Origin of the sequence: Leptospira kanakyensis, from assembly GCF_004769235.1 — a bacterium.
Classification (GTDB): domain Bacteria; phylum Spirochaetota; class Leptospiria; order Leptospirales; family Leptospiraceae; genus Leptospira_A; species Leptospira_A kanakyensis.
The window spans coordinates 170,690-196,530 of the sequence record NZ_RQFG01000012.1 but is presented as its reverse complement, the minus strand read 5'-3'; the positions used below and the strand labels follow the sequence as shown (position 1 = coordinate 196,530).

Genomic DNA, 25,841 nt, shown 5'->3' with positions numbered 1-25,841 from the left:
GGAAAAATATATGAAAACGTTCATTCCAGTACTTACCATCTTTCTCCTATCATTACAATGTGATCGTTTCCAATTTGGTACAAGCCAAGTAAAGGATGACCAAGCTGGGGCTGTGGTCACCTTTCTCCAAGGAAACATTTTTATCACTACCCAAGGTAAAGAATCCAAAGCAAAACTCGGAGATGTCATTCGTCCAGGTGACCGTATCATCACCAAACTAGGTAGAGTGGATTTACAAACTTATAGAGGAGAGGTCATTCGTATTAAAGACAACTCTGATGTATTGTTTCGTGACATCGCAGGTGCTAGTCGCCCGAATACGGACATTCATTTGTGGGCAGGAAATCTTCTTGTTAAATCGGTAAAATTAAAATCGGGGCAAAATCTTTCAGTCACTTCTCCTACGATGGTGGCAGGGGTTCGTGGTACGGTGTTTTCCTTTGAATTAGAAAAAGGATCTGTGCCAAAGGTGAAAGTATACGAAGGTGCAGTCTCTGTAGCTTTTAAAACTTCGCCGAAATTAATCGAACTAAATGAAGGTCTTTCCAAGGAAAATTACACTCGTTTGGTGAAAACGTTAGAAGAAAACGAAGTTGTGTTGGAACCAGGGGAAAGGTTAGAAGTAAATCCCAATCTAAATGAATTAGTTTATTTGATTAATGCAAAGGTAGCTACAGGTGGATTGAATGGTGACGAATTGTCTGGATTTATCGACTTTGAAAATGGTTTATCGAAGGTGAATTCTACGGTGTCTCCGCAGGAGAAAGCTGAAGTAGAAACTTTGGTTTCCATTCCCGGAGAGACTATCCAAAAACAAATTGATTCACAAAACAAAGGAACAACAGAAGTAATAACTCAGGCAATCGAAAAAGAACATAGTGAACAGAGAACTGAAGCCCTGAATCGAATCGCATCCGAAGCGGAAAAAATAGGGTTAGACAATGAAGAAGAAATCCATAGCCATTACAGTGTTTTGGAAACAATTCATAAAGCAAATGGAGAAGTACTTTCTGGTGCTGTTGTCGCCCAGTTAGGTGATGTATTCATTGTTCACTCTACGAAAGGTGTATTCCAACTATCCGTGGATGATATCGAATACGTAGAATACAGAAATTTTAAAATCAAAACAAGAGCGAAAAGATAACACTGGTCATAAAAAGGAATTCAGATTTTAAGAATTCTGAATTCCTTTTCGTTCTTTTTTTGTTCTCTATCCTAGTGCAAATGAGACAAATTCAGGTTAGTTTTCTTTAGATTCGGAAAGACCACCCTAGTTTCCTTAGTGAAACCACCCAAACAGCAACCATTTCCGCCTGCACACAAGTCCATTTCTCAATCCGCCAAACCGAGATTTCAGTGGTAGAAGCGGTAATATATTTACAAAAAATTTATTAAACATAAGATCGATCCTTATGAGTATACGCCAAAGGGTCTCTTTATCTATTGCAGGTATTTTATTTATTGGATTTCTGATACTAACTACATTTCAAATCTCTCGTACAATCACAGACCTTAACGCTGAAATTAAAGAAAATTCAAAAATTACTTCTGAAAAATGGTCATTTGAAATTCAAGAACATCTCAACGCGATGATGGGTGTGATTCGTGGCTTTCGTTTTGCCTTATTTTATGCCTCTCCTCCTCGAGAATCAATGATCAGCAGTATGAGAGAAATTCTGGAACGTAACGATGATATTTTTGCTATTTGGCTCTGTTACGAACCGAACGGTTATGAAGGGAGAGATGGTGCTTTCGTTGGAAAACCTGGCCATGATAAAACAGGAAGATTCATTCCTTATTTACATCGAAATGCAGAAGGAAAAATCAGCTTAGAACCGTTAGTGGATTATGATAATCCAGAAGGAGCCGGTGATTATTATCTCCAAGTTAAAAAATCAAATAAAGCAAAGGTATTTGGACCTTATGAATATTTAGCTGGTGGAAAAAAAATTCAAATGATTTCCCTTGTGGTTCCGATTTACCCAAAAGGGAAGTTTATGGGAGCCGCCGGAATTGATTTGGATGTAGCAACCTTACAAGAAAAAATTGGTGACACTCGTCCTTTTCGAGGGCAAGGACATATTGCCTTCATATCAGCTGACGGAACGTATGTGATGTACGGGCAGAACCAAACGAAACTTGGTAAAAAAATAGAAAATCCAGAACATTTAAAATATTACTTAGATAATTTAAAATTGGGAAAAATGTTTTCCATCCAAGATGGAGGTTACACTCATTATTTTTCTCCCTTCCATATAGGAAAAGATCCACAATTTTGGGCACTTCAAATTAGTATTCCTGATTCTATTTTTAGTGAACAAATCACTAAAGTGGTTCTTAGCTCAGTTTTGATTTCGGTTGTGATTTTATTTGTAGTTTTGTTTTTCTTGAATTTTGTTTTTAAAAAACAAATTAGTCTGCGTTTGGAAAAAGCAATGGCCTTTTCTTCTCAAATTGCAAACGGCAACTTGGCAATCAGCGCGGAAGAAATCAACCAGGATGAAATTGGTACATTGTTAGATTCTATGAATCAAATGAAAAATAGTTTGGTCTCTATCATTGGAGACATCAAACATACGGTAGAGAAGTTGGGCCATCAGTCCAACACGATGGCTTCCACTTCACAAAATCTATCCGACACTTCACAAACACAAGCATCCGCAGCAGAAGAATCTTCCGCAGCAGTAGAAGAGTTGTCTGCATCCGCTGAAAACGTTGGTAAGTCAATGGAAGAAGCCGTAGTTAAGATGAAAGAAATTGATAGATCCGTTTTGACCTTAAGGGAAGAAGTTCAGAATATCAACAAAGAGATGGAGTATCTTGCTAAATTTGCTTCGGAATCCAGAGAACATGCTGTTGTTGGTGAAACTGCTATGAACGAGTCCACTCGGGCGATGGAAGACATTGGTGAAAAGGCAGAACGAATCAGTGAGGTTTTAGATATCATTACTGAAATCTCAGAAAAGACAAACTTACTTGCGTTAAATGCTGCCATCGAGGCGGCGAGAGCAGGGGATGCTGGTAGAGGTTTTGCGGTAGTTGCAGAAGAGATTGGGAAACTTGCCTTACAAACAGGGGCTTCTGTAAAAGAAATTGGAGATCTTGTGATTTCCACCAACTCTGCTGTGGAAAATGGAAACAAAAAAGTAACGGAAGCAGCACAAGTTTTGAATTTGCTGAATAGCCGAGTCAAAGAATTTGAGACGTCCGCAACTAGAGTATTAGGTTCTGTTCTTTTGCAAGAAAATAATGCAAAGGACATTGCTCAAAACTCTAATTTGTTAACTAATTTAAATTTACAAATTGAAGAAGCCGTTTTCGAACAAAAAAGAGCCACTGAGGAAATTTCAAAAACCATTATCAGTATTTCAAATGGAACACAAGATGTTGCTACTGGCTCTGACCAGTTGACCATTGTGTCTACGGATATTGCTTCTCAGGCTTCTTATCTTTCCACTCAGGTGGAAAGGTTTAAGCTAAAATAAAGTTTCTAGAATAAAACCAAGACCTACTTTTGGGCCTTGGTTTTATGGGATATGTTTTTCGATTTTCTAAATTTCTAAATCGCAAAAACTGTTTGGAATGTAGCCATCGTTGCCGTTGGACTTAAATCATACCTATGGAGAGGATCCGGTTCATTCGGATTGTTCTTTTGGTTTCGAATCGCATCTCCTGCCCGAATCACAGTAGCACCAAACCAAAACGAAACATTTTCAAATGGAGTGATAATATAAATAAAGTTTAGTTCAGTCGCTACAAGTTTTCCTAACTTTGGTTTGTTTACGTTATAAGCATCGGTATTGTAATAATCTTCTGTAGAAGCCGTTTCTCCTGTTGCTTTGCTACCAGCAACGTAGTTATTATTATCATAATATCCATCCTGCAACTTAACTTTATAATACCAGTGTGGATTTAGAATAAAAGTTCCATAATTAGAAGTTTCGTATTTTAAATGGAGTGAGTAGTCTTTAATATTTTGCCAAAAAACAAGTCCAGAGTTCCCGTTTCCAGCAAAAGGTAGAGATCCTCCGGCCATCCTTCTTGTTGCAAATAGAGGATTATATGTTCCTACACTAGAATCATTACGATTTGGATCTCCAGATGCTTGGACATATTGTACTCCAATTCGAAATTCTTTTACTGGGGTGTATCCAAGTTGTACGGCAACTATATTGGCTTTGTATTTTACTGCTTCAGATAGCGGAGGTGGTTCGCCTGTTTTTTGGTTTGTTGAATAAGTCCCATTTTGATTCAACCAATCAGGAGTAACTCGTTCTCCGGTAAAACCTGTTTGCCAAGCAGCTTCGACCATCCAGTCGATTCCTGTTGTGTCTGGTAATGCATTATTTTTCGTTCGATTTGTGAGTCGGAATCCTGATGTGTTTAATTGATCATCACCACGATAACTTCTTGTTTCAGAAAGAGAAGATGGGGCAGTAGCTTTTTTTTGTTGTTTGAATAAACTGTAATTGTATAAGTCAAGACCCAACCAATCAGCTACTTTCCAATTATAATGAGCTCCGCCATAATAGGAATCACCAATCCCTCCTAACTTTGTTGAGTTGTTTGAAACAATACTATTGGAATTGTTTTCGGCACCTATCACAGATCCAAATAAATCCAATGTATGGTTGCTGATTTTTCCAGTGAACCTAAGTGCATCAAATGAGTTTCCATTTAAACTATCGTTTCTGGCTCCAAGAATACGTCCGTCTCCAAATTCTAAAATTTGTCTCCCTGTCCTTAATCGAAAATTTTGGTTCGTTGTTTTTAAGTCTAAAAATGCTTCTCTTAGGCCAGTAAAATTGTTTAAAGCAACATCTTTTTGTTTGGTGGTATCAATGGTAGTTCCGGCATTTGCTATAGCACCATACTTCTGGTCAGCTGTTCCATTTGATACAACTTCTCCTCCCCATAACCGAACATCTTGTAGTGTAATTTTGAATAGAACATTCTCATTGATATCTCCTAATAGATAAAACTGAGTTTGAGTTAATGCGTTGTTTCTATTGTCTGCAGTAGATTTATCAAAATCAGTATTATTGAGTGAATCTACCTTAGGTCGAATTCCAAATCCAACACGAAACTTATCAGCAAACCAAAGTCCTTTATTCTCTTGGATCGCCTTTCTTTGTTTGCTGGTTACCTGCAAAGTTCGTAAATATTCTCCTGAAAGATTTCCAATTTGCGGACTTACATACCCTTCTTTTTTTTCCTCTTTGGGTTGTGGAGGAAGGGGAGGTGGTTCTACAGTGGCCTCCACTTTGGGATTTGTCACCTGTTCCGTTTGGCCATAAATTGCAGTTCCTGAACCTAGGACGGAAAGGAAAAGAATGAGAGAAAGAAAGGGTTTGGATTTAGATATTCGCTTGCTCATAATTTAGGACTGTAATTAATTTAATTCCAGTATTGCAAACGAAAAATCGTTATATTGGATTTATTTTCTGTAAAATTAGATAAATCGACGTAATACTCACCGTTATTACCACTTTTTTCACTATATCCGCGCCCCATTGGCGAGAAAGTTCATGAAAATAGCTGCTTTGCCTGAGATTCTACCGGGAAGATAGGATTTGCCATTCTCATGAGACAACGAATCGAGATTTTGTTTTAATGTTTTGGGTCAAACACCATTGGTTACGTTGTGACCAGTGGGAAAGTTAAAATAGGAAGTAAGGAATTTGTAATTTCGTGATTCGTTTGGATCCAGTTTCCAGCAAGTGGGAAGAGTGATCAGTCCACGGAGGAGGCCAGGTAGTGGCAATGGTGATGTGAAAAGGTAACTGGGTGTGAAAGGTAAGCCTCTTACTAAGTAAAGTCACTTACCTTTTACACATACTTCCAATGGTAAGCCAGTCACCAAAGTAACCAACTCACCAAATCGAGTGCTTAGATAGATCGACTACTTAGAAAAGAATCTCTTCTCTACTTCTTCTGGAAGTTTTTGTCCTGTTAGTTTTGCTTTTTGGACTAGTTCCCAGAAATAACGGTAAGTGGCACGGTCATGTAAGTCCCCATCATGTTGGATTGGTCCCCATTCTGCATCTTGTGCTTTGATGAGAATCTCACAAGCAGTGAGTGTTTCCGCAAAGTTAGGAGCCATTGCGTCCAAAATCGATTGGATTTGTGCAGGGTAAATTGACCACATACGTAAGAAACCAAATTCATCATGGGCACGTTTTGCATCTGCATATGTTTGGTAGATATTTTTAAGGTCAAGAGTCACGTTATGAGCCGGAATCACACCGTTCATAAGAGCTGCTGCTACTAAATTGGATTTACCACGGCGAAGTAGTTCGTGGTCAAATTGGCCAGGAGACTTCATACAAGAAGCTGGAATTGCACCATGGTGACCGGAAATAAAGTCCATTAGACCAAAATCCAAAACTTGCAACCAAGGAAGCGCCGCAATTTCAAACACATCGTTCAATGCTCCGTGAGTTTCAATGAGAACGTGGATTGGAATTTCGCGTTTGATCCCTGCTTTTTTACAAGCATCTTGGATGTAAGTGATTTGTTCTTTCACCTGACTTACTTTTGTCGGTTTTGGAATGGTGATATAAGCAATTACATTTCCTGCACCTGGAACAATGATATCAACATCACCGCGCCAATGTTCGTTAGTATAATCATGAATACGAACACCACTCATTTTGTGTTTGTTGAGTTCAGAATTTTGAATGCGAACAATCATTTCTGCGTGTTCTTTTTCTTTCCCAGTTTGGGCACCGTCTTCGCAGTCCATCGTGATGTCGAAAAGTCCACCGAGTTTATTTTGTAACTCGAGCGCTTTAGTGATGAGTTTTTCAGATCCAGCGAAGTGTTCACAAGCAGGGATGATAGGGAAAGGTTTTTCTCCTGCAAAGAGTGCGGATTGCGGGTGAGTCAGTGCCATTTAGTATACCTTTTTCGGATTTTTTTACCAAGTTTTGTGAATTTTACCTATCGTCCAGGAATTAATCCCAAAATCCGAATGGAGGTTCTCCTCTTCGAAATCACAAAAGGAAAGTCAGTTACTTTTTACAGCTGGTTCCCATCGAAACTTAGATGATTTATTTTGGATTTTGGGGCGAACCCCTCGCACCCTCGGGGCCGGGCAAGTCCGGGCTTCGCCTTCGGCTTCGGTCGAAAATTCGACTTCCCCTTCCTGTCCCTTTCGCGAAACTGACTATCGATTTGGATCCCGAAGAAATTTATACCCCACCGGGTGGTCCTCCACCCCCTAGTCCGAATGTAAAATTCCTTTTTGAAAAATGGGGTGAAGATGCAATTCGTAAGTTAGTTTCTGATTTTTATGATCTGGTTGCGAGTTCTGAAATTAAATGGATGTTTAAAGGGGATTGGGATCTCGCGAAAGAGAAACAAGCAGATTTTTTAATTCAGGTGTTAGGTGGCCCTAGTTTGTATATTGAAAAATGGGGTCCCGCTCGGATGCGGATGCGACATTTCGTATTTCCTATTTCTGAAAAGGAGAGGAGTGTTTGGTTTCGCTGTTATGATGAAGCCTTACAAAAGTTTGATTTTGATCATAATGATAAAATTGATTTTTTATATTTTTTAGACGGATTTAGTGGATGGATGATCAACCGTAAAGATTCTGTTATGGAATGATTGTTCCGCAAATTTGATTTGAATCAGAATCAGATGTTGTGATTAAAGATACCCTGTTGATTGTTTAAATATTACTTGTCTAAATCAACATAACGCTCAGTATACGACATAGAGATTCTACATACGGGTTTTTATGATTCAAAATTTTTTTATTTCTATTCTATGTCTTTCCTTGTTTTCTTGTGCATGGCGTGGCATCCCACTCGAAACTCGTGCCCACCTCAAGGCAAACTCGAATCCCGAATGCCAACCTACGGAGACTGAAGTTCGAACCTACCGAGTATTGTTCCTTCTTCCGTTTTATCAAAGCGAAGGTTTGGAGCTTACCAAGAATGAATATGTAATGGAAACTAAGTCTTACGCCAAACCTTGGGATATCGCGGTGACAACACTTGGATTTCTTTTTTCTGTCGTATCTTCCACCGATTACCTCAAATCCTGTCCATGGGATCAGATAGAAAAATCGGTTCAATCTGGGGAAGGTAACGGAAACTCTGCGAAGTCAAAACTAACTTTCTGGAAAGCAGTCGGTAATCCAGAACCAATTGAATCTATTTCCTTCGAATCAGATGATCATCGGTTAACAGAAGATTCACAAAATAAATTATCCGCATTAAGCCAAAAAATTCTAAAATCTGAAGAAAAAGTGCAAATTGTATTGTTTGGTAAAGTAAATACCACAGGAGATGTAGGTTTTCAAGTTCGACTTCTCAAACGCAGATACGACGAAATCAAATCTCTTTTAGCAAAAGAATCAATCGACGATCATTCCGTTTTGCCTATTATTGGAGAACGAGACCAAGCAGCTGAAACAAAAGCAAATGCAACGGTTCAAGTTTATCTGATCAAAAACTAAGGGAAAACAAACCACTGATCCATTCCATCAAGTGGTTTGATTTTTTTGGTAGGTTTTAACTATGATTTTCTAATAATTTGAGGATGATTGCTTTTTGAGCATCTAAGCGGTTTTCTGCCTGGGTGAAAATAATCGAACGTTCACTTTGTACCATTTCTCTAGTAATTTCATAACCAGCATGGATAGGCATATCGTGCATTACTTTTGCTTTGGAGTTTTTTAAAAGCTCTGCATTCACTTGGTAGGGCATCATCAACTGAATTCGTTCTTCTTTTTCTTTTTGGAATTTCGGATCGTTAAAGAATTCCATATCTACCCAGGTGTCTGTATAAACATAGTCTGCATTGGATACTGCTTTTTTAACATCGGTCTCCCAAGAGATAGTCCCTTTTTCCTTTGCTCTATCTATGGATGCTTTGACGATTGATTCATCAGAAGCTATAGGTGTCACTAGGGTTAGGTGGATTCCAAGAGCAGCCGTAATTTCAATTAGAGAGTTTGCTACGTTATTGTGAACACCTATGTAACATAAGTTTTTCTTTTGCCAGTCATTAGGTGAGTCCATTACAATGGTAAGTATATCAGCAAGTGATTGGCAAGGGTGAAATAAATTACAACATCCGTTGATTACAGGAACAGTTGATCCTGATTTTAAGACGAGTAGGTCCTCGTGTTTTTTGAGGCGTGCCATGATGACGGCCACGTTACTGGATAAATATTTGCCTTCAAAATCAATATCAGATAAAAGAAAATTGGATGCCATCCAATCTAAAAATATTGCATGTCCTCCAAGTTCGGTCATGCCCGCTTCAAACGAAACCCGAGTTCTTGTAGAAGTTTTTTGGAATAACATGGCAAGGGAACGACCGGCCATATGTCCGGAAAAATAAACTCGATTTTTCTTTACATAAACGGCAAACTCAAGAAGTTCTCGGATCTCTCCATCACTCCAATCCTGCCAAGATATCAAATGTTTGACCTGGGACATAGCTTCCCTACAAATATCGGCCTAATCTAGAGTCAAATAGAGGGATTCTCGTGAGAAACCGACTTTGAATCCCGATTTTTTTTAGTCCTTAGGCAGCCGATTCAGCAATGGATCTGGCGATGATAAAATTAGGTAAAATCAATTCTTCCAAAAATTTAATCCCAAAATGTCTACCTTGGTCAGTTTCTTTGATCCAAGCAATTTTACCTTTGAAGGATATTCTTGACCGAGTTAAATCACTTTCAATGATTCCCGTAACAAAGTCACGATCACCAAGACGGACTTCTTGGTCTAGATTCCCACTCACACCCAGCTCCGAAATATTACCAATTTTTGCGATCAGGAACTCGGGGTTTTCATTGATTGAAAAAAGTTTCAAAACCAAATCGTCCCAATCCAATGATTCAATGCGATCTGTTCTTCTTGTGTTCAACATAAGTAGCTCCTAAAATTCTAAAGGAACTATAAGCATAAATCGTGCCAAAATCGAAAGTGGGTTACTTTTCCTAGTTTGTCACCCCCTTCCAACAGAGAAGACATTCATTTGCCCTAAATTGTTGGTCCAAAGACCTATCTCGACTTTTCTTTGGGTTAGAACCATTCAAATTGTATAGTTTGGATACAATTAATATGATTCTAAGTTTAGACTCATTGTATAATATTTCTAACTTGCCGATTCTGCGTAAATTCTAGGAATATCCGTCTAGAGGATCGATATGCTCAAACAAATATTTACACCTTTTCTACTCTCTCTTCTCTTCATATCATTCGCAAATTGTGGGCCTTCTCAGGAAACCAAAGATTTGCAAGTGAAAGCAAAACAAATCATTGGTGCGTTACCGGCAAAAATGCCTGGTTCTGAAAACGATACTGAAGAACTAATTTCCCTTGGGAAAAAACTATATTTTGAGAAGAAATTATCTCTAAATGAAACTCAATCTTGTAACTCTTGTCACAACGTTGAGGGTAAGGCTGCGGGTGTGGATAACCTTGCCACTTCGCCAGGTGCTTTTGGAAAAAATGGAGATAGAAATTCTCCTACGGTTTTAAATGCAGGATTTCATTTTGTTCAATTTTGGGATGGTCGAGCTGCTGACTTGAAAGCACAGGCTAAAGGGCCTATCTTGAACCCTGTGGAAATGGCAATGCCTTCCGAAAAAGAAGTTTTAAAACGAATTAACGAAGATTCAGATTATCCAGGATTATTTGCAAAAGCTTTTCCTAACGAAAAAACTCCAGTAACTTACGAAAACTTGGCTGGGGCTATTGCGGCCTTTGAAAGAACTTTTGTGACATCTTCTCGATTTGATGACTTTATCAACGGTGACCATAAAAGTATTTCTAAAGAAGAACAAGAAGGATTCAAAAGTTTTCTAGCAGCTGGTTGTACATCTTGTCACTCGGGTAATTTACTTGGTGGGAATTCTTACCGAAAGATTGGCCAAGTGAATGAATACAAAACTGGTGACCTTGGACTCTATAATGTAACCAAAAAAGCAGAAGATAAGTTTTTCTTTAAGGTGCCAAGCCTCCGAAACATCGCTCTCACTGGCCCATACTTTCACGATGGTGGAGTGAAGACTTTGGATGAAGCCGTAAAAAAGATGGCTTTCCACCAACTGGGTATGGATCTTTCTAATGAAGAGACCCAAAAAATAGTCCTCTTCCTTGGAACGTTATCAGATAAAACTCGAGTTGAATGATCATTCAATTAATGAACTTTCATTAATTGAGAATAACCTTGGATCCCCGATACCATTTCGAGGGATCCAAGTAACCATTTTTCTAAAGCCCGGTGCCTGAGAGCAATCGGTATTGGTTTTAGATACTCCTTAAATGCCTTCGAACCTAATATCCGTAGAACAGATACCATTTGGCCTGCTACCACTCTAAGGACAGGATTGAATTCAGTGGTTCCCCTTTCTAATTGCAGGGCGTCTGCTAATCTCAGTTCGTAATGTTCCCAGAGTAATAAATACCTTTGTTCTAATTCCGGGCTGTCCATCCAAGGGTGGAAACCGGGAAGTGAATCTACTAGTTCCTCTGGATCGATTGATTGTATCAAATTCCAAAGGAATTGTTTGAAGGCCTCGAAAATTGAATCTTCTTCCCTCCTTCCCAGTAGGTACTTGATCAACTCATTACAAAATAGTATTTCGTCTTGGAATGCTAGGTCTTCCTTGGATCGAAAGTAGGTAAATAGTGTTTTCACAGAGATATCGGCATAATCAGCTATTTCGGAAACAGTAACCGCTGCGTATCCTTTTTCCCGAAATAGCTGTTTCGCGGCTTGTAAAACTGAGGTCTGAATCGCTTGTTTCTTACGTTCTCGTAACGGCATTCTCATGATCATCGTTTCCATAGAGGTTTAAATTTCCTTTTTTGGTTCCTTCCGGCCCAGTGTTTGCGAGAAAATGAAATATTTTTGAATTAGGCTATAAGTTTAAGTAAGTGAGTTTATTTATAAAATCACTTTATTTAGTAACTAACTTTATAAATAAACTCACTTACTTTAGTAAGTGACTGTAAAAAGTAAGTCACTTACTTTTTTTAGTCACTTATTTAATCGCAGCAAGATAAAAATATACTTTCCGAGGCGGAATTGGAAAAATAATTGGAATATGTCCCAAAAGTACCGCGAACAACTCTTCGTTTGGATGAAATCATACGCATACCGCTATTCTGAGACCCCATTTACGTTGGCGAGTGGGTTGGAATCTCATCATTATTTCAATTGTAAGGAAGTTACTCTCCATCCAGAACGCCTTGCCATTTTGGCTGAGTGTTTTGTTGAGGAAATCATTCCTAAGTTGGGCGTTGAATTCCAAGCTGTCGGCGGACTCACTCTCGGAGCAGATCCATTGGCATATTCAATTGCTTTATCCTACCAGAAGAAAGGGAAACTCATTTACCCTTTGGTGGTTCGGAAAGAGGCAAAGGGTCATGGGACTGGCCAACAAATCGAAGGATTTTGGAAAGAAGTAAAGTCTTGTTTAGTTTTGGATGATGTAATTACTACTGGTGGATCTACTTTGAAAGCAGTCCAAGTATTGAGAGAGGCCGGAATTTCTGTGACTAAGGGAATTTGCATTTTAAACCGCGAAGAGGGTGGAGCAGAGAATTTAGAGAAATCGGGAATTCAAATGGAATCGATCTTTCGCAAAAGTGAGTTTTTCTAATGAGTATACAAAAGACATTTCATTACGATGTAAATTTATTTCGGAGTAAATTATTAAAAAGGACATGGGTTGTCATCGCTCTGTTTCTTGTTTTTGTTTCCTATAACAGTTTGCAGGTGCCAAAAGAAGGAAGGGTTCAATTTTTTACAATTTTCCTTCCATTGTTGGCTTTGTTCTTTTGGTTTTTAAGAAAAAACTTCTTAAAACAAGTAGAAATCCTTTCTGCGGGACGGATTGAACTCGATGGCGGATCACTCAAACAATTTGATGCCAACGGAAATTGTGCAACCATTCGCATTAAAGATTTGGAACAGATAACTGTAGATAAATTCCGGGGATACGAACGTATCGTTTTAGAAACAAAAGAAAAAATTCATCCTATTGTGAATGTATCATCACAAGACGAATTGGTTTCAATTTTAGAAAAAGAATCGGGTGTTAAACGAACTGTTGACCTAACGGAAGATAGACTTTGGACTTTAAAAACGCCTATATATTTTTTTCCGAGTATTTTGGTTTTAATTGCCCTTTATATTCCAGCGATAAAGGAAAAATTCCCAATTTTATCCCCTGAGCTTTTGGGATTATTTTTTAATATAAACTTAATCATTTATCTCCTTTACTTGCCGGAAAAACAAAATCACACAATTAGTCAGTTTTCATTGAAAAGAAGAATGATTTTTATTAGTTTAGTTGTGTTTTTCTTTCAAGTTTATATCCAGTTAGATAAATCTGGTTGGTTTAAAAGTTAAATTTTGTATTGATTAATTTTCTTGTTTTGATCCAACACTTTGCCTAAGCATATTGAGTTTTGCTTGGGCATACCTTCTTAATTCAATCATTTCGGTGGAGTATCTTTTTAGCAGGTTATCCTGTTCTAATCTGTTCTCCATCAATTGAAGGGTGTCACGAACATATTTAATATCTTTTTCTTCTTTTAGTTTTCCAGACTGGATTAGTTTTTTTACAATATCAAACTCATATTTTCGAAAATGAACTCTTAGTAAAAATTCTGTAGAAAAGTTTTCTTTTGCTTTTACCCAGTTTTGGTCGACTTTTTCTTTTGGCCCTTGTTCTTTGAGTTGATCTACTGCACGTTTTGTTGGGTCAAAGTCTCTAGTTGCTGTCGCATTTGCCAACTCATCCGCAGCGTTAATTTCATCTTTAAAAATTTCTTGAAGTTTGTTCCTGCGCCATTGATCGGTATATTCATAACTTTGGGCTGTTAGCATTCTTTGGAATTCTTCTAACATGACAGAAACGTTTATAGATCGGCCAAGTGGAGTGTTGTTAAACTCTTTGATTTTTGGAAATAACTCTCTTGTGATTTGAAATGCAGATTTCCTTTTGTAGTTGCTGGCCTCGTAGAGTTTTTCTAATGAATCTTCAGAATGTTTCTTTAATTCGTTCAAAATGAACGGTTCCGCAAATACATATGCATCTTCACCGTAAACAAATAAATTTGGATCTGGGGCAACGACAGACACAATGAAAATATAATGGCTGTCTCTCAAAGCCGTAAGTAATTTTCTAAGATCTTCTTCTGTTCGTGATAGTTGGGAAGACCATACTCGTAAATGTGTATCTGATGTTGGGATTTTTTCTCTAGATTCGAGGTTTTCTTTACGAATCATATCTGCAAGTTCCAAACAGACTTTGATACTTCCGGCCATGAATAGAAGTTACTAGTAGTGCTTTTCCGGTAAAGAATTATTCATACTTCAATTCTTTTGAAATTTTCATTCGTTCTAGAAAATAAAACGGTATGAGGCAAATAAAAACTGTTATGAAGGGGATTAGTATCGGGAGTTTTACTACAAAGTGCATTGGATACTGGAAATCAATTACCCATCCAAAAGCGTTTCGATTGATTCCAAAAATGACTATAGGGGAAAGAATGAGGCTACTCAGAATGCCTGCAAAAAATCCCAAGGATACCAGGAACAAAGCTTGAGAGTAAATCAGCTGAAACATTTGAAAAGAATCCATTCCAATTGCTTTTAGACCAGCCAGAACTTTCGATTTTTCTTTGATAAAATAGATGAGTGAAGTAGAAAGGGCAAGAATTGAAATGATAAGGGCTGAAATTTTTAATGTATCTAAAATAGAGAATACTTGATTCATTCCATCTAGGTATATTTTTTTTAGTTCATTTAAGTTTATATATTTTAAACCATTCTGTTCGGATATTTTTTGGAGAGTATCTTTTGTTTCTTTTTCACTTAGGTTTTTGTTTTTAAAAATTCGAATTGAACTTAGAAACTTTATGTTGAAGTTTTTCCGAAAATAAGAATAGTCCATCATGATCGTTCCTCTTTCGGAAAAAAAATGTTCTTTTTGATCTTGGATTTTTATTGAAACTTGTGAGTTTAAATCGGTATTGATTGTTATAAAATCTCCTTTGCAAATTTGATCCAAAAAACATAAGTTTTTGGATACGATTAATTGGTTTTTATCAAATGAGTTGTCAAAAGTTAGTACATGTAATGTGTAGTATTTTCCATTAACCACAAACTTGGAATCAACGTAAAAGGGTTCTACTCTGAAAAACTTTGGATTTTTTTCCATATCGTCGAAGAGTGAGGTAGGAACACCTGGTTCTCCAGTGTTTAATTTTTTTTCATTAATTAAAGAATAATCAGATTTATTTTCTTCATCGACCCAGCGAACAAGAGATTTTTCATAACTATCCGTTAGGCTAGTTAAGGTAAAGACAAGAGAGGTTGACAACATAATCGTTGATGCTGTAAGTCCATATTTCCAGGGTTCGGCAGATAATTCTTTTAATCCAATTTCAATACTTGGTGAAACATTCAATTTATAAAGAATTCTATCTAATATTTTTATACAAATTGGGATCGAGAGAAAAATAAATAGAACAAAACCAAAAATGACTAACCCAACACCTATCATTCCCGGCATTATTTGTTTTGCAAAACTAAACAGTCCTAAACTAACTCCTAATGGAATCGATAGAAGAGAGAGATAAAAAATTTTGGTTTTCGATAAACCTAATAGGGAGAAGTTCTTTTCTGTTTCTCGTTCTCGAATGAGGTCAATGGGAAGGATTCGAAATGTTTTATATGAATTATAAAGAGAAGCGAGTATGGATCCAAAAATAGAAATGCAAAAACCAGAAAAAATGATGGATACGGGAATATTTCGATAAGATTGTATTTGGTTTGTATCGGTAACTGTATTGACTGTAGCGATTAAATTTGTGTTTGCGATAAAAATTCCAAACAATATCCCTACAAGTCCTCCCAGAAAACCGATAACCATTGCTTGAAATAAAAATAATAAAAAGTTATTTATTTTGCTAGATCCAATGGATAATAAAATTCCAAATTCTTGTTTCCTTGCGAGGAAAAGTCCCGTATACATATTGGAAACCATAAAAAATGAAATTAAAACAGACACTAAAGATACAATGGTCAGATTTATTTTTAAGGAACCTAATGCTAGTCCGGCTCGTTCTATTAAAATTTCTTTTGATTCATAAACCCATTGTTCTGATACGATTTCTTTTATAGTAATAGGAACATTGACTTCAGATTCTTTTGTTAACTTTATGGAAGTTAAATGTTCGTTTAGTTTGCAGATGGATTGGAGTCTAACAATATCCATTACTAAAAAAAGGCCTTCTGTAGGAAGGATTAAAAATTCATCTTTTGGAATGGTGAAATCGTTGTTACAAATGGAAATCGATCCTTCTTGTCCTAAAGATTGGATTTTTTCTGCGAGAGTTTGACTCATTAGATACTTAGGGAATTTATCACTTTTATTTTTTGTTTCGATTGGGATTTGAGAAAGTAGGAAGTCTTTTCCAATCACCGGGATACTAATCATTTGTTCCTTTGTTAAGTTGAGAATCCCTTTTGTTTGAAATTCCGGCTCTAGTTTTATATTGTCTGGAGTTACTGACTCGAGTGTTTTGATAAAACTATCTTTTGCACCTTGGTTTTGATTGATTGCAAGATATCTGCCGATGAAATTTTCCGAAGAATAACCAATCATTTGGTCAACTACCGTTTGTTCGGCTCGCCAAGCATTGATTTGTGTACTGACAAAGAGAGCTATTCCTAAACTAATTCCAATGATGGCTAAACTGATTTTAGGTAAATGGTCTTTAAAATAGCCAAAGATAAACGAATAGTAAACTTCTTTCATTTTGTTTGTATTTGGCCATCTAACAGATGAAGGTTAATGTCGCCTGACTTTCCAATTTCTTCGTTATGTGTTACGAGAAAGACAGATATATTTAAATCTTTCACACAAGTTCTGAAAAGTTTCATAATCATTTCAGAAGTTAGAGAATCCAAGTTCCCTGTTGGTTCATCTGCCAATATAAGTTTGGGTTGGTGCGCGACAGCCCTGGCAATGGAAACTCTTTGTTTTTCACCGCCTGACATTTCCTTGGGAGTGAACTCTTTTCTATGAGCAAGTCCAACTAACGAAAGGGCTTCGTTGGCTTTCTTTTTTGCAATGGATTTTGATACTCCAGAAAGATGGAGAGGGAGGGCAACATTATCCAATGCAGATAAATAAGGAAATAAATGAAAAAACTGGAAGACAATTCCAATTGTTTTTCGTCTGTAATTTGTAAGTTCCCTTTCTGTAGCCTCGGACAATTCGTTTCCGAAAACCTCGATTTTGCCTGAATCGGCAGTTTCGATTGCGGAGAGAATGTTGAGTAAAGTTGACTTCCCACTTCCGGATGGACCCATTAAGGTAACTAGTTTTTTTTCGGCGATTTCAAGAGAAATGTCGTTCAAAATGGGAAAGGTAAGTTCACCTTGCCTGAAGGTTTTATTTACATGTTCCATTTTGATGACAGGATTTGAGTATAATTCTTTTTTTTGAGTGTTCACTAAAAATAACTTCCCAGATATCAGACCGTAGAGAATATCAAGATTGAGGTTTCACTGATTGTTAGCACGTATATTTTTCATCCTGCTCCTATCAGTTTTATTCATTGGGAAATCGCAAACCTCTGTATCCGTAGCTGAATTTACCGAAACCGGTGAGATTTTTTCCTCTGAAAAAAATATCGAAGAACCTCCAGGAGAAGAAGAAAGTTTTTTGCATATTTCTTCAGCACCTGTTTACATTTCCATCATTCACTCTTCCCTTTCGTTAGTCCCGACAAATCGTGCTCTTACTTTTATTTCCATTAAATTTCCTGACCGTCGTGGTCCTCCGATTTTTACATAACTTCGTTTTTCTTTAAAAATTTAATTTTTTGAGGTAGTTATGTTAGAAGATGAAAGAAATTCAATCTTCCGATCAATTTTAGTGGGTATTTCTGCACTTTTACCCTTATGTATATTCTTATCTTCTAATTATGATGTTTTGTCTGTTGATTTCCCAATTTTAGTTGGTCTTGTCATTCAGGCTTATATCGGATTTTCTTCTTTTATGTTGGTTCAGTCTTATGAACCCAAGGAAAAAAATAAAGTCACCATTGGTTATATAATTTTTTGGTCAGCTTTAGGTGTTTGTTATTTATCAGGTAAATCTCTCATCCTTCCGATCGCTTTGGAAGTAACTTCATTTTCAACAATTCTAATTTATTCCGGTACTGAATTTGGAAAAAAACAAATCGAAAGTTTAGGATCATTGTTACTAGCTTCTGGAATTGCCGCCTTATTTTTATCCGCCTGGGTTATGTTACCTGATGGTGATCCTGTTGGAATTTTACTTTTGTTGATTGGGCTTTTGATTAAATCGGGGTTTTCTGGATTCCATTTATGGATACCTAAAGTGAATGAAGGTGGCCCATCTCATGCATTAGGATCTTTTGCCGGAGTTTTGGAAGTTTTTCCATTGTTGCTTTTTTATCGTTATGTATTGCCGAACCAACTAGATCCCATCATTTACCAAGTTTTATTTCCACTCGCTGCACTTGGGATATTTTTTGGTGGGATCACCAGTTTCTTTCATAAGGATCCAAAAATATCTTTAGCATATAGTTCCGTCGAATCCATTAACTTTCTGTGGTTGTGTCTCATCATTGCTGGAATGTTTCAGTTTTCGGTTGATTCAGAGCTAATGAATTTAAGTAATTCTTTTAGAATTTTATTTTTCTTAAGTTTGTTTCACCATTGTTTTTCAAAAACCTTTCAACTCTTTTCAATTGGTATGGTTGCGAGATTAAAAAATTCGAGTTCTAGTGATGAATTAAAAGGAATTGGTCGTTTGCTTGGTATTTCTCCTTTGTTAGTTGGAGCAGGAACTTTTAGTTACGCAGTCCTACCTGGCACCTTGGGATTTGTTTCGGAAGCAACATACTTCTATTTGAATGCTCGAATTTTAGATCTACCCATTGGTCGTTCGGTGTTTCTTTTGCCCTCAATGATCTTCATTTTTTTTGGAATTGTTCTTGGAGGATTTGCTCATATCAAACTCTTTATGAGTTTGTTTTTGTCCACACCTAGTAAAAATATTAGTATTCAGACCTTTGGTTCCAAACAAAGAACCTGGGTGATTATTTCTTTGTTTAGTTTAGCTTTGGTGATTTTTATTTTTCCTTTGGTATTACCATATTTTGTTCGATTGCCTATGCTTAGTCCATTCGTTGATGAAATGTTAGGTGAATGGTTTTGGACAGTTTCTTTGGTATCTTATATTACAGTTGGTACTGTATTCGTTTTTCGTATGTATGATCTTTATAAGTCCAAACGAAACGGGGAAGAGAAAACCAAAAATTGGGATTGTGGTGGTGGGTACAGTGGACACGAACTTTCAATCCCCACTTCAGTTTTTTCGGAACCTTTACGAAATTCTCTTGGCAGATATTTTTTAAACAAATTGGGAGAATCAAAGGTAGATACTTTTTTGATTAAGGGAATCACTTATTTCTTTAGATTGGGGACAAAATTTGTATCAGCAACAAATCATCCTAAAGATGAAGATGTTAGTAAATACTTAGCCATTTCTTCTATGTTTCTAATTTTTATCTTTTCTCTTTTGATTTTAGGCGATTTTGGAGGATTATAGATGGAAAAAATTTTTTATTATATTTATTTGATTATTTTGCTCCTAACACTTCCTTTTCTACTAACTGGGATTATACGAAAAGTTAGGGCTTATGCTCAAGGAAGGCGTGGTCCAAAGTTGATGCAGTTTTTTTGGGAAGTGGATAAATCGTTAAGAAAAACTCCTATTTCTCATACAAATTTATCTGATTTTACTCATTTAGCTCCGCGAGTGGCCCTTTTTTCTGCACTGATGATTTGGACTATCGTTCTTTTCGAATGGGCTCCTTTCATTTTGATTCCTTTTTTTCTTGCACTGTATCGGTTTGCTTATGTGAGTTTTGCGATGGAAGGAGCTTCCTCTTTCGGAGGTATGGCCTCAGGCCGAGAGATTTTACTTTCTGTAATGGCGGAACCGACATTTATTTTGATGATACTGGCTGCGCAGTCTCATATCGAGATTTCAGTCAGCCTTCAAGGAGCCTTCATCGGATTACTTTTCCTTTCATTGTCTTTTATCGCTATATTAGCTGAGCTCGCAAAACCTCCGTTTGATGATCCCAGAACTCATTTAGAATTAACTATGGTTCACGAAGCAATGATTTTGGAAGCCTCTGGAAAACAGTTGGGTATTTTTGATTTGGCAAGTTCCATCAAACTTTCGACTTTGTTGGTTTTTTTGGTTAAGTTAGCTTTGGAACATTCAAAATTATTTAAAACTGAGGTTTTGGATATTTATGCTAGAGAGTTTTTAATTGCACCGATGGTGATCTTACTTGCGATCATTCTTGGGTTTTGGGAATCAAATAGTGTGAGAAGGAAATGGACATGGATTCCTGAGTTTATGGGACTTACCTTTATTGCAATTTTGATATTGGGAACTTTGGTTAAGCTGTCTTAAGGATTAATATGGCATACGATTTTATCTATTTATTGTTACTACTTACCGGCGTGGTTGTGTTAGTTGAGAACCGTTTGAGTCGGATTATATTCTTCTTAAGTGCACAAGGTTTTTTATTAATATTTCCTGTGTTACAAACTCATGAAGAAGATTGGAAACACGCGATTTCATTAATTGTAATGGTGGTATTGTTTAAAGGGATTCTCACTCCTTGGGTTCTTAACTGGACAGCAAATAAATCCAAAATGAACGAAAGTACGGCACCAAGATTTGGATACTTGGCAACATTACTTTTTATGGTTCTCGGCCTTGTCCTCGCTGTAAAAATTACGGAAGGAGTTTCGATTCTTTCGATCCCAGTTCATAAGATTGGACTAATTTACGTAATCTTGCTTGTCTATGTCGGAATTCTTTGTTTTGTTGTTCGGCGAAACTGGCTTGCTCTTATCGCAGGATTTTGTGTTTTTGAAAACGGAATTTTTGTTCTTACCATGGTTTTAGATAAAGGTCTTCCTGTTGGGCTAGAGTTTGGTTCCTTTTTGGATGCAATTCTTGTCATTGTTTCGGGAGGAATTTTGCAGCTCTCTCCTCATATGCATACTAAGGAGAGAAAACTATGATGAAGGAATTATTTTATCTTTCTGGCATACTCGCTTTTTTAGTGATCTTTTTTGTTTCGATTTTTGCACCAACTAAGGGACAAACAAGAATCTGGCTTTGGAGTCTTTTGAAAATTGGATTCTTTGTTTCTTTGTTCTATTCTTGGTTTACCGACAACATTGTTCTCAAATGGATTTTGATTGAAGCCTCAACGTTATTCGGTGCTTTGCTAATTTCTTCAAGTGGAACAGAACGATCGTTTCATGTAGGTTGGAAATTTTTACTCATCAATTCTTATGCACTTGGTTTGGCATTTTTAGGAATTGTGATCCTACTTTTTGCATCAACTCCTTTAGAAAATTTAGATTTTGAATCCTTGAAACAAGGGTTAGTGGGTCAAAGTGGACTTTTGATTGAAACTGGGATTTTACTGACTGTTTATGGATACAGTGGAAAATTGGGGCTTGTGCCAAACCATTTTTGGGTAGGGGATACGTATGCAGAAAGTCCAAGCCAAATATCATCCCTCATCGCCTCTTTTGTGCCAGTGAGTGTGGTTCTTGCCATTCGGCCACTGGTTCAGTTAGAAAGAGAAATTAATCCCCACGTGATCAATGCAGCAAATGGAATTCTTTTTATTGGAATTTTAACTATCCTATATTCTACGTTGATTTTGTTTTCCCGTGAAGATATTCGTAGGATTTCAGCAAAAGTAGCTCTTTTCCATACAGGGATGTTAACTTTGTTCTTATGGTTAGATGTATCGGATGATATGTTTTATTTTTTATTATCAACAACAGTTCTCGTAAAACTTTTGGTTTTTCTATCTATGGGAATTTTGCGGATGGATGCTGGTAAAAGAAATATTTCTCAAATTTTAGAAACATCTTCTCTCAGTCACAAAGCATTGTATATGTATTTACTTGCCTTACTGGTTGCGTTTGTTTTTCCTTTATCTCCAGTTTTTGTTTTGGATTTAAAAGTCATTGAGATCGCCATCAAACAAAAGATGTTCTTTTTGTTTCTATTTCCTATTGTGGGTGCTGTTTTTTTCTTTATAGCCTTAAACAAAGTTTTGCCTCTTGTTCGGTTGCCGAATCGCAATTTTGAATCTAGTGTTTATGAGATATTACAAACTCGGTTGGTATTCTTTTGGTTTAGTTTTTTATTCACCGTATGTGTTGGTACTTACGGTTTAACCTATTTATTGGCAGAATATATATGGAAAAGATAACAGGCGTTACTAATTTTGATGGTGTTTATCACCAGTTTGTCATCCGCGATCAAAAAATGATTCGGGAAGAAGTAAAATCTAAAAAAAGTAATATTGATTTTTTGTTAGATCCACAGTATCCTGTTTGGCTTGTTCGTCATGCGTTTGGACAGGATATGGGTCTTGAAGATTACTCTGAGTTAAAAGAAGAAGATTATTTATCTGACAACAGAGGAAAAACTCTCTCACTCCATCAAAAAACAGGTGTTGTGAGGGATCTGAGTTATCATGGGCTACATGTTCCTTTTCATGAAGGAAATTATTCTCATGCAGTTGGCCCGATCCATGCGGGAATCATTGAACCTGGACATTTTCGGTTTGTGGTGGAAGGAGAGGTCATTCGTCATCTAACCATTCGATTGGGTTTCCAACACAGGGCCATCCGAGAAAAAATGTTTGGTAAGTCAGTGTTGGATGTAATGCCACTTTCTGAAACTATTTCTGGTGATACTAGTGTTGGTTATGCGGTTGCCTTTAGCAAAATCTACGAAGAAATGTATGGAATACCCATCTCAAAAGATGTTACCTTATTTCGATTCTTTTTGATTGAATTGGAACGAATTGCAGTTCATATCGGTGACTTAGGTGGTATTTCGGAGGACATAGGTTACTATCCGTTGTATGGTGTCTGTGTCACTGATAGAGGGGCCGCCCTTGGTCTTATGGAAACATGGACTGGAAATCGATTTGGCAAAGCTGCCATTCGTCCAGGAAGAGTTCGTGTTAATGGGCGTATCTCCGCCAAACAAGCAAAAGAAGCTTTTTTCAATTTAAAAAAAGTTTATTTCAAACGAATTCGTCCCCAAATTTTACGAGCTCTTTCCGTTTCTACCTTAAAAGAAAGAATGCAAGGTTGTGGTTTTATTTCTGAGTTGGATGTAGAAAAACATGGATTTTCCGGTATGATTGCTCGGATGGCGGGTGTAGGTGATGATTTAAGAATTAATAATCCTGATTATCCAGGTTGGGTTCCCTTACCTATAAAGGAAGAACATCACCATTATAATGGAGATGTCTGGGCACGTATGTACATTCGTTATGCGGAAATTGAACAATCCTTAAAATGGATAGAATCACATTTGGATTACTTGGATTTTAAATCTTTATGGTCAGAAAATGATTCTGCTACCAAACCTAGTCAGTGGAAAGAATGGAAACCGAAAGCGGGAATTTATACAGCAAGTGTCGAAGCATGGCGAGGTCCTGTGCTTGTTTCCTTAGATATTGATACAAATGGATTTGTAAAAAATTCCTATATCCGTGATCCGTCCGTTTTAAATTGGCATGCTTTGGAACTTGCTGTTCGCGGAGAACAAATCGGAGATTTTCCTTTGAATAACAAATCGTTTAATCTTAGTTATGTTGGGTTTGACTTATGAATTTTTTATATGAACTAAAAAGTTTTATTTTTCCGAAAAATGTATTAAATTTTAATACAGCTTCCCCCGTGCATCCAACAAGTCGCGGGATTCCGGTTCCTACGGTAAAGTTGAAGGAGGGAAGTAAATCCTTGTCGGTTTCTGCAGAAGTCTGTCCTACAAAAGCAATTCAAATAGTTTCGGAAACAGAAGTTCGGTTTGATTATGGCAAATGTTTGCAATGTGGACTTTGTACAGAGTGTTCGGATGGAAAACTTAGGAACTCGGGTTTTATTTATACCTTTGCCTTAAGTCGTGATGAATTGAAAGTCACTTACATTTCTGGGCGAATGGAAAAAGTAAGTGACTTACCTTTTCCACTGACTGCAAACCAATTGAAGTTCCGGGAATTAACCAAAAAAAGAGGATTCCTTTACCGAGAGGTAGCTGCTGCAGGAAACAATACTGTGGAATCGGAACTGAATGCTTCTTTTAATTCGGTTTTTGATTCGGAAAGAGAAGGGGTTCGTTGTGTCGCAAGCCCCAAACACGCCGATGCTATCGTTTTTTCGGGGCCGGTAGGAAAGAATATGGTGGCTCCACTGGAAACCGCTTGGGAGGTAATTGCAGAACCAAAAGCACTGATTGCCTGTGGGACGGAAGCGGTGAGCGGGGGACTATTCCCCATGGGGAAAAGACCCGCGGAACCAGATCTTTATATTTCAGGAGATCCCCCAAGGCCAGACGTGATTTTACAAGGATTTCGACTTTTAATGGGAAGATTTTCCTTCCGGTTTCAAGAGGCGCTTCACAAAATTTTAGAGAATGAATAATAAGGCGCGTGGATTTAGAAAAAGAAGAAATCGTTCGTGTCCTGGTCTTAGAACCGCAAAAAAAATCTTATGATACCATTTCCCAACTACTTGTGGAGTGGTTCGGTGATTATATCGAACTCGTTTGGCGTTCGGTTTTTGAAAACGGTGCTGAGGAAATCAAAAAAGCAGAGTACGATTTACTCATAACAGAAATCCAATTCCCCGAACTAGAGGATTCCTCTGAATCTGTTTTGGAAACCATTATGGATTTAGCGGGACCATCAGAACTTCCGGTGGTTGTGTTTACGAAAGCTGAAGGAAAACAATTACCAATACATGCCTTCCAACTTGGAATTAACGAATACTTCAGCAAACGACGGTTAAAGAAGAATGTTTTGGAACATCGATTTAGAAATTTGTTCCGAGAAGTTTACCGCAAAAAAGTAGTTTCCATCCAAATGGATGATAGTTTGAAACGATTCCAAGATTTGTATGGGATGAACCAATCGGAAATTCAAGATTTGAACACGATGGTTAAAAAATTCAAAAAGGAATTGGAAAAAGAATACGAAGAAAAATTGAATTTAGAAACCGAAAAAAAGAAAATGCAAAATGTTTTCGGTATGTATGTTGATCCCATCATTGTTGAAAGTTTAATGAATAACACTCTTTCGTTGGATCAAAAAGGAAAAGAACAAGAAGTATCTGTATTATTTTCGGATATTCGTGGTTATACGACTCTTTCTGAAAAAATGAAACCAGAACAAGTCATCTCTTTTTTAAATGAATATTTTACTGCGATGACAGAAGTCATTTTGGGATACGGTGGTATGATCGATAAATATATTGGTGACTCCATCATGTGTTTGTTTGGTGCGCCTGTTTTTCAGGAAGATCATAGGCAGAATGCTTTGGATTGTGCCGTGGAAATGGTGCAAGTGTTTGAACTTTGGCAACCCAAATGGCAACAGATTTATGGATTCACTCCGGAGATAGGAATTGGTTTGGCCTCAGGAAAAGCAATTGTTGGAAACGTTGGTTCCTTTCAAAAACTTTCTTATACGGCAGTGGGGGATACTGTAAATATGGCCAGTCGGTTGGAATCCATTGCCAAACCGATGCATGTTTATGTTTCAGAAGGTTTATACAATTTCCTTCCAGAAGATTATGCGAATAAATACCGTTATGAAGAATTGGAACCTGTAAAAATTAAAGGGAAAGAAGGGTTACACAGAATTCTCAGCGTCAAACCCCTCGCGTAAGATAAGTTTAGTATCCCGGAA

Annotated in this window: 23 protein-coding genes; 15 read left to right on the top strand and 8 right to left on the bottom strand. The window is 37.2% G+C overall.

Features of this window, described 5'->3' with window-relative positions:
• Window positions 1-10: 10 nt before the first annotated feature.
• A complete protein-coding gene (locus EHQ16_RS10470) occupies window positions 11-1,144 on the top strand; it encodes a FecR family protein (protein ID WP_135635811.1) in 1,134 nt (377 codons plus the stop codon).
• 268 nt (window positions 1,145-1,412) lie between these two features.
• Window positions 1,413-3,485, top strand: coding sequence for a methyl-accepting chemotaxis protein (locus EHQ16_RS10465; protein ID WP_135635813.1), 2,073 nt, complete (start codon window positions 1,413-1,415; stop codon window positions 3,483-3,485).
• A gap of 74 nt (window positions 3,486-3,559) precedes the next feature.
• On the opposite strand, the gene EHQ16_RS10460 is transcribed toward EHQ16_RS10465, so the two are convergent.
• Window positions 3,560-5,377: an alginate export family protein gene (locus tag EHQ16_RS10460; RefSeq protein ID WP_135635815.1), complete on the bottom strand. Its 1,818-nt coding sequence runs from the start codon at window positions 5,375-5,377 to the stop codon at window positions 3,560-3,562.
• A 525-nt stretch (window positions 5,378-5,902) separates the two neighbouring features.
• Window positions 5,903-6,895 (bottom strand): HpcH/HpaI aldolase/citrate lyase family protein, encoded by a 993-nt coding sequence (locus EHQ16_RS10455; RefSeq protein WP_135635817.1) that lies wholly within the window; start codon window positions 6,893-6,895, stop codon window positions 5,903-5,905.
• Window positions 6,896-7,176: 281 nt separating this feature from the next.
• On the opposite strand from EHQ16_RS10455, the gene EHQ16_RS10450 reads away from it, so the two are divergent.
• Both EHQ16_RS10450 and EHQ16_RS10445 read left to right on the top strand, forming a co-directional pair.
• Complete coding sequence (locus EHQ16_RS10450) at window positions 7,177-7,611, top strand: globin domain-containing protein (RefSeq protein ID WP_135635819.1); 435 nt, start codon at window positions 7,177-7,179, stop codon at window positions 7,609-7,611.
• Between the two features lie 133 nt (window positions 7,612-7,744).
• On the top strand, window positions 7,745-8,467 hold the full coding sequence (locus EHQ16_RS10445) for a hypothetical protein (protein ID WP_244242034.1): 723 nt from the start codon (window positions 7,745-7,747) through the stop codon (window positions 8,465-8,467).
• A gap of 55 nt (window positions 8,468-8,522) precedes the next feature.
• Here the strand turns inward: EHQ16_RS10445 and EHQ16_RS10440 are convergent, their stop codons facing one another.
• Together EHQ16_RS10440 and EHQ16_RS10435 are read right to left on the bottom strand one after the other, a co-directional pair.
• The gene (locus EHQ16_RS10440) at window positions 8,523-9,455 is read right to left on the bottom strand and encodes an ornithine carbamoyltransferase (protein ID WP_135635821.1); all 933 of its coding nucleotides are present in this window, start codon (window positions 9,453-9,455) and stop codon (window positions 8,523-8,525) included.
• Between the two features lie 88 nt (window positions 9,456-9,543).
• Complete coding sequence (locus tag EHQ16_RS10435) at window positions 9,544-9,891, bottom strand: LEPBI_I2431 family sigma-54 regulated protein (protein ID WP_135635823.1); 348 nt, start codon at window positions 9,889-9,891, stop codon at window positions 9,544-9,546.
• Window positions 9,892-10,171: 280 nt separating this feature from the next.
• Here EHQ16_RS10435 and EHQ16_RS10430 point away from each other — a divergent pair, with 280 nt between their 5' ends.
• On the top strand, window positions 10,172-11,158 hold the full coding sequence (locus EHQ16_RS10430; protein ID WP_135635825.1) for a cytochrome-c peroxidase: 987 nt from the start codon (window positions 10,172-10,174) through the stop codon (window positions 11,156-11,158).
• Between the two features lie 8 nt (window positions 11,159-11,166).
• On the opposite strand, the gene EHQ16_RS10425 is transcribed toward EHQ16_RS10430, so the two are convergent.
• Window positions 11,167-11,817 (bottom strand): TetR/AcrR family transcriptional regulator, encoded by a 651-nt coding sequence (locus tag EHQ16_RS10425; RefSeq protein ID WP_135635827.1) that lies wholly within the window; start codon window positions 11,815-11,817, stop codon window positions 11,167-11,169.
• A gap of 259 nt (window positions 11,818-12,076) precedes the next feature.
• On the opposite strand from EHQ16_RS10425, the gene pyrE reads away from it, so the two are divergent.
• Both pyrE and EHQ16_RS10415 read left to right on the top strand, forming a co-directional pair.
• Window positions 12,077-12,634, top strand: coding sequence for an orotate phosphoribosyltransferase (gene pyrE / locus EHQ16_RS10420; protein WP_135635829.1), 558 nt, complete (start codon window positions 12,077-12,079; stop codon window positions 12,632-12,634).
• Complete coding sequence (locus tag EHQ16_RS10415) at window positions 12,634-13,386, top strand: hypothetical protein (RefSeq protein WP_135635831.1); 753 nt, start codon at window positions 12,634-12,636, stop codon at window positions 13,384-13,386. The genes pyrE and EHQ16_RS10415 overlap by 1 nt, the downstream gene beginning before the upstream one ends.
• Window positions 13,387-13,398: 12 nt before the next feature.
• On the opposite strand, the gene EHQ16_RS10410 is transcribed toward EHQ16_RS10415, so the two are convergent.
• From EHQ16_RS10410 to EHQ16_RS10400, 3 genes are read right to left on the bottom strand one after another with little or no spacing between them, the layout of a single operon-like run.
• Window positions 13,399-14,307: a hypothetical protein gene (locus EHQ16_RS10410; protein WP_135635833.1), complete on the bottom strand. Its 909-nt coding sequence runs from the start codon at window positions 14,305-14,307 to the stop codon at window positions 13,399-13,401.
• Between the two features lie 37 nt (window positions 14,308-14,344).
• The gene (locus EHQ16_RS10405; protein WP_135635835.1) at window positions 14,345-16,804 is read right to left on the bottom strand and encodes an ABC transporter permease; all 2,460 of its coding nucleotides are present in this window, start codon (window positions 16,802-16,804) and stop codon (window positions 14,345-14,347) included.
• Complete coding sequence (locus EHQ16_RS10400; RefSeq protein WP_244242032.1) at window positions 16,801-17,505, bottom strand: ABC transporter ATP-binding protein; 705 nt, start codon at window positions 17,503-17,505, stop codon at window positions 16,801-16,803. Before EHQ16_RS10400 ends, EHQ16_RS10405 begins: the two co-directional genes overlap by 4 nt.
• Window positions 17,506-17,563: 58 nt before the next feature.
• On the opposite strand from EHQ16_RS10400, the gene EHQ16_RS10395 reads away from it, so the two are divergent.
• From EHQ16_RS10395 to EHQ16_RS10360, 8 genes are read left to right on the top strand one after another with little or no spacing between them, the layout of a single operon-like run.
• A complete protein-coding gene (locus tag EHQ16_RS10395; protein WP_135635837.1) occupies window positions 17,564-17,848 on the top strand; it encodes a hypothetical protein in 285 nt (94 codons plus the stop codon).
• Between the two features lie 39 nt (window positions 17,849-17,887).
• Window positions 17,888-19,633, top strand: coding sequence for a proton-conducting transporter transmembrane domain-containing protein (locus EHQ16_RS10390; RefSeq protein ID WP_135635839.1), 1,746 nt, complete (start codon window positions 17,888-17,890; stop codon window positions 19,631-19,633).
• Window positions 19,634-20,512, top strand: coding sequence for an NADH-quinone oxidoreductase subunit H (locus EHQ16_RS10385; protein WP_135635841.1), 879 nt, complete (start codon window positions 19,634-19,636; stop codon window positions 20,510-20,512). It begins immediately after the preceding gene.
• 8 nt (window positions 20,513-20,520) lie between these two features.
• Window positions 20,521-21,132: a formate hydrogenase gene (locus EHQ16_RS10380; protein WP_135635843.1), complete on the top strand. Its 612-nt coding sequence runs from the start codon at window positions 20,521-20,523 to the stop codon at window positions 21,130-21,132.
• Entirely contained in the window at window positions 21,129-22,346 is a 1,218-nt protein-coding gene (locus EHQ16_RS10375) for a proton-conducting transporter transmembrane domain-containing protein (RefSeq protein ID WP_135635845.1), read from the top strand. The genes EHQ16_RS10380 and EHQ16_RS10375 overlap by 4 nt, the downstream gene beginning before the upstream one ends.
• Entirely contained in the window at window positions 22,334-23,764 is a 1,431-nt protein-coding gene (locus EHQ16_RS10370) for a hydrogenase large subunit (protein WP_135635847.1), read from the top strand. The genes EHQ16_RS10375 and EHQ16_RS10370 overlap by 13 nt, the downstream gene beginning before the upstream one ends.
• Window positions 23,761-24,576, top strand: coding sequence for an NADH-quinone oxidoreductase subunit B family protein (locus tag EHQ16_RS10365; protein WP_135635849.1), 816 nt, complete (start codon window positions 23,761-23,763; stop codon window positions 24,574-24,576). Before EHQ16_RS10370 ends, EHQ16_RS10365 begins: the two co-directional genes overlap by 4 nt.
• An 8-nt stretch (window positions 24,577-24,584) precedes the next feature.
• Window positions 24,585-25,820, top strand: a complete 1,236-nt coding sequence (locus EHQ16_RS10360; RefSeq protein WP_135635851.1) for an adenylate/guanylate cyclase domain-containing protein — start codon at window positions 24,585-24,587, stop codon at window positions 25,818-25,820.
• Window positions 25,821-25,841 lie beyond the last annotated feature (21 nt).

Coding starts and splice junctions, on each gene's coding strand:
- EHQ16_RS10470 (WP_135635811.1), top strand. CDS start 11: ATGAAAACGTTCATTCCAGTACTTACCATCTTTCTCCTATCATTACAA.
- pyrE (WP_135635829.1), top strand. CDS start 12,077: ATGTCCCAAAAGTACCGCGAACAACTCTTCGTTTGGATGAAATCATAC.
- EHQ16_RS10405 (WP_135635835.1), bottom strand. CDS start 16,804: ATGAAAGAAGTTTACTATTCGTTTATCTTTGGCTATTTTAAAGACCAT.
- EHQ16_RS10370 (WP_135635847.1), top strand. CDS start 22,334: ATGGAAAAGATAACAGGCGTTACTAATTTTGATGGTGTTTATCACCAG.
- EHQ16_RS10390 (WP_135635839.1), top strand. CDS start 17,888: ATGTTAGAAGATGAAAGAAATTCAATCTTCCGATCAATTTTAGTGGGT.
- EHQ16_RS10415 (WP_135635831.1), top strand. CDS start 12,634: ATGAGTATACAAAAGACATTTCATTACGATGTAAATTTATTTCGGAGT.
- EHQ16_RS10385 (WP_135635841.1), top strand. CDS start 19,634: ATGGAAAAAATTTTTTATTATATTTATTTGATTATTTTGCTCCTAACA.
- EHQ16_RS10460 (WP_135635815.1), bottom strand. CDS start 5,377: ATGAGCAAGCGAATATCTAAATCCAAACCCTTTCTTTCTCTCATTCTT.
- EHQ16_RS10465 (WP_135635813.1), top strand. CDS start 1,413: ATGAGTATACGCCAAAGGGTCTCTTTATCTATTGCAGGTATTTTATTT.
- EHQ16_RS10365 (WP_135635849.1), top strand. CDS start 23,761: ATGAATTTTTTATATGAACTAAAAAGTTTTATTTTTCCGAAAAATGTA.
- EHQ16_RS10430 (WP_135635825.1), top strand. CDS start 10,172: ATGCTCAAACAAATATTTACACCTTTTCTACTCTCTCTTCTCTTCATA.
- EHQ16_RS10425 (WP_135635827.1), bottom strand. CDS start 11,817: ATGGAAACGATGATCATGAGAATGCCGTTACGAGAACGTAAGAAACAA.
- EHQ16_RS10455 (WP_135635817.1), bottom strand. CDS start 6,895: ATGGCACTGACTCACCCGCAATCCGCACTCTTTGCAGGAGAAAAACCT.
- EHQ16_RS10375 (WP_135635845.1), top strand. CDS start 21,129: ATGATGAAGGAATTATTTTATCTTTCTGGCATACTCGCTTTTTTAGTG.
- EHQ16_RS10410 (WP_135635833.1), bottom strand. CDS start 14,307: ATGGCCGGAAGTATCAAAGTCTGTTTGGAACTTGCAGATATGATTCGT.
- EHQ16_RS10435 (WP_135635823.1), bottom strand. CDS start 9,891: ATGTTGAACACAAGAAGAACAGATCGCATTGAATCATTGGATTGGGAC.
- EHQ16_RS10440 (WP_135635821.1), bottom strand. CDS start 9,455: ATGTCCCAGGTCAAACATTTGATATCTTGGCAGGATTGGAGTGATGGA.
- EHQ16_RS10380 (WP_135635843.1), top strand. CDS start 20,521: ATGGCATACGATTTTATCTATTTATTGTTACTACTTACCGGCGTGGTT.
- EHQ16_RS10445 (WP_244242034.1), top strand. CDS start 7,745: ATGATTCAAAATTTTTTTATTTCTATTCTATGTCTTTCCTTGTTTTCT.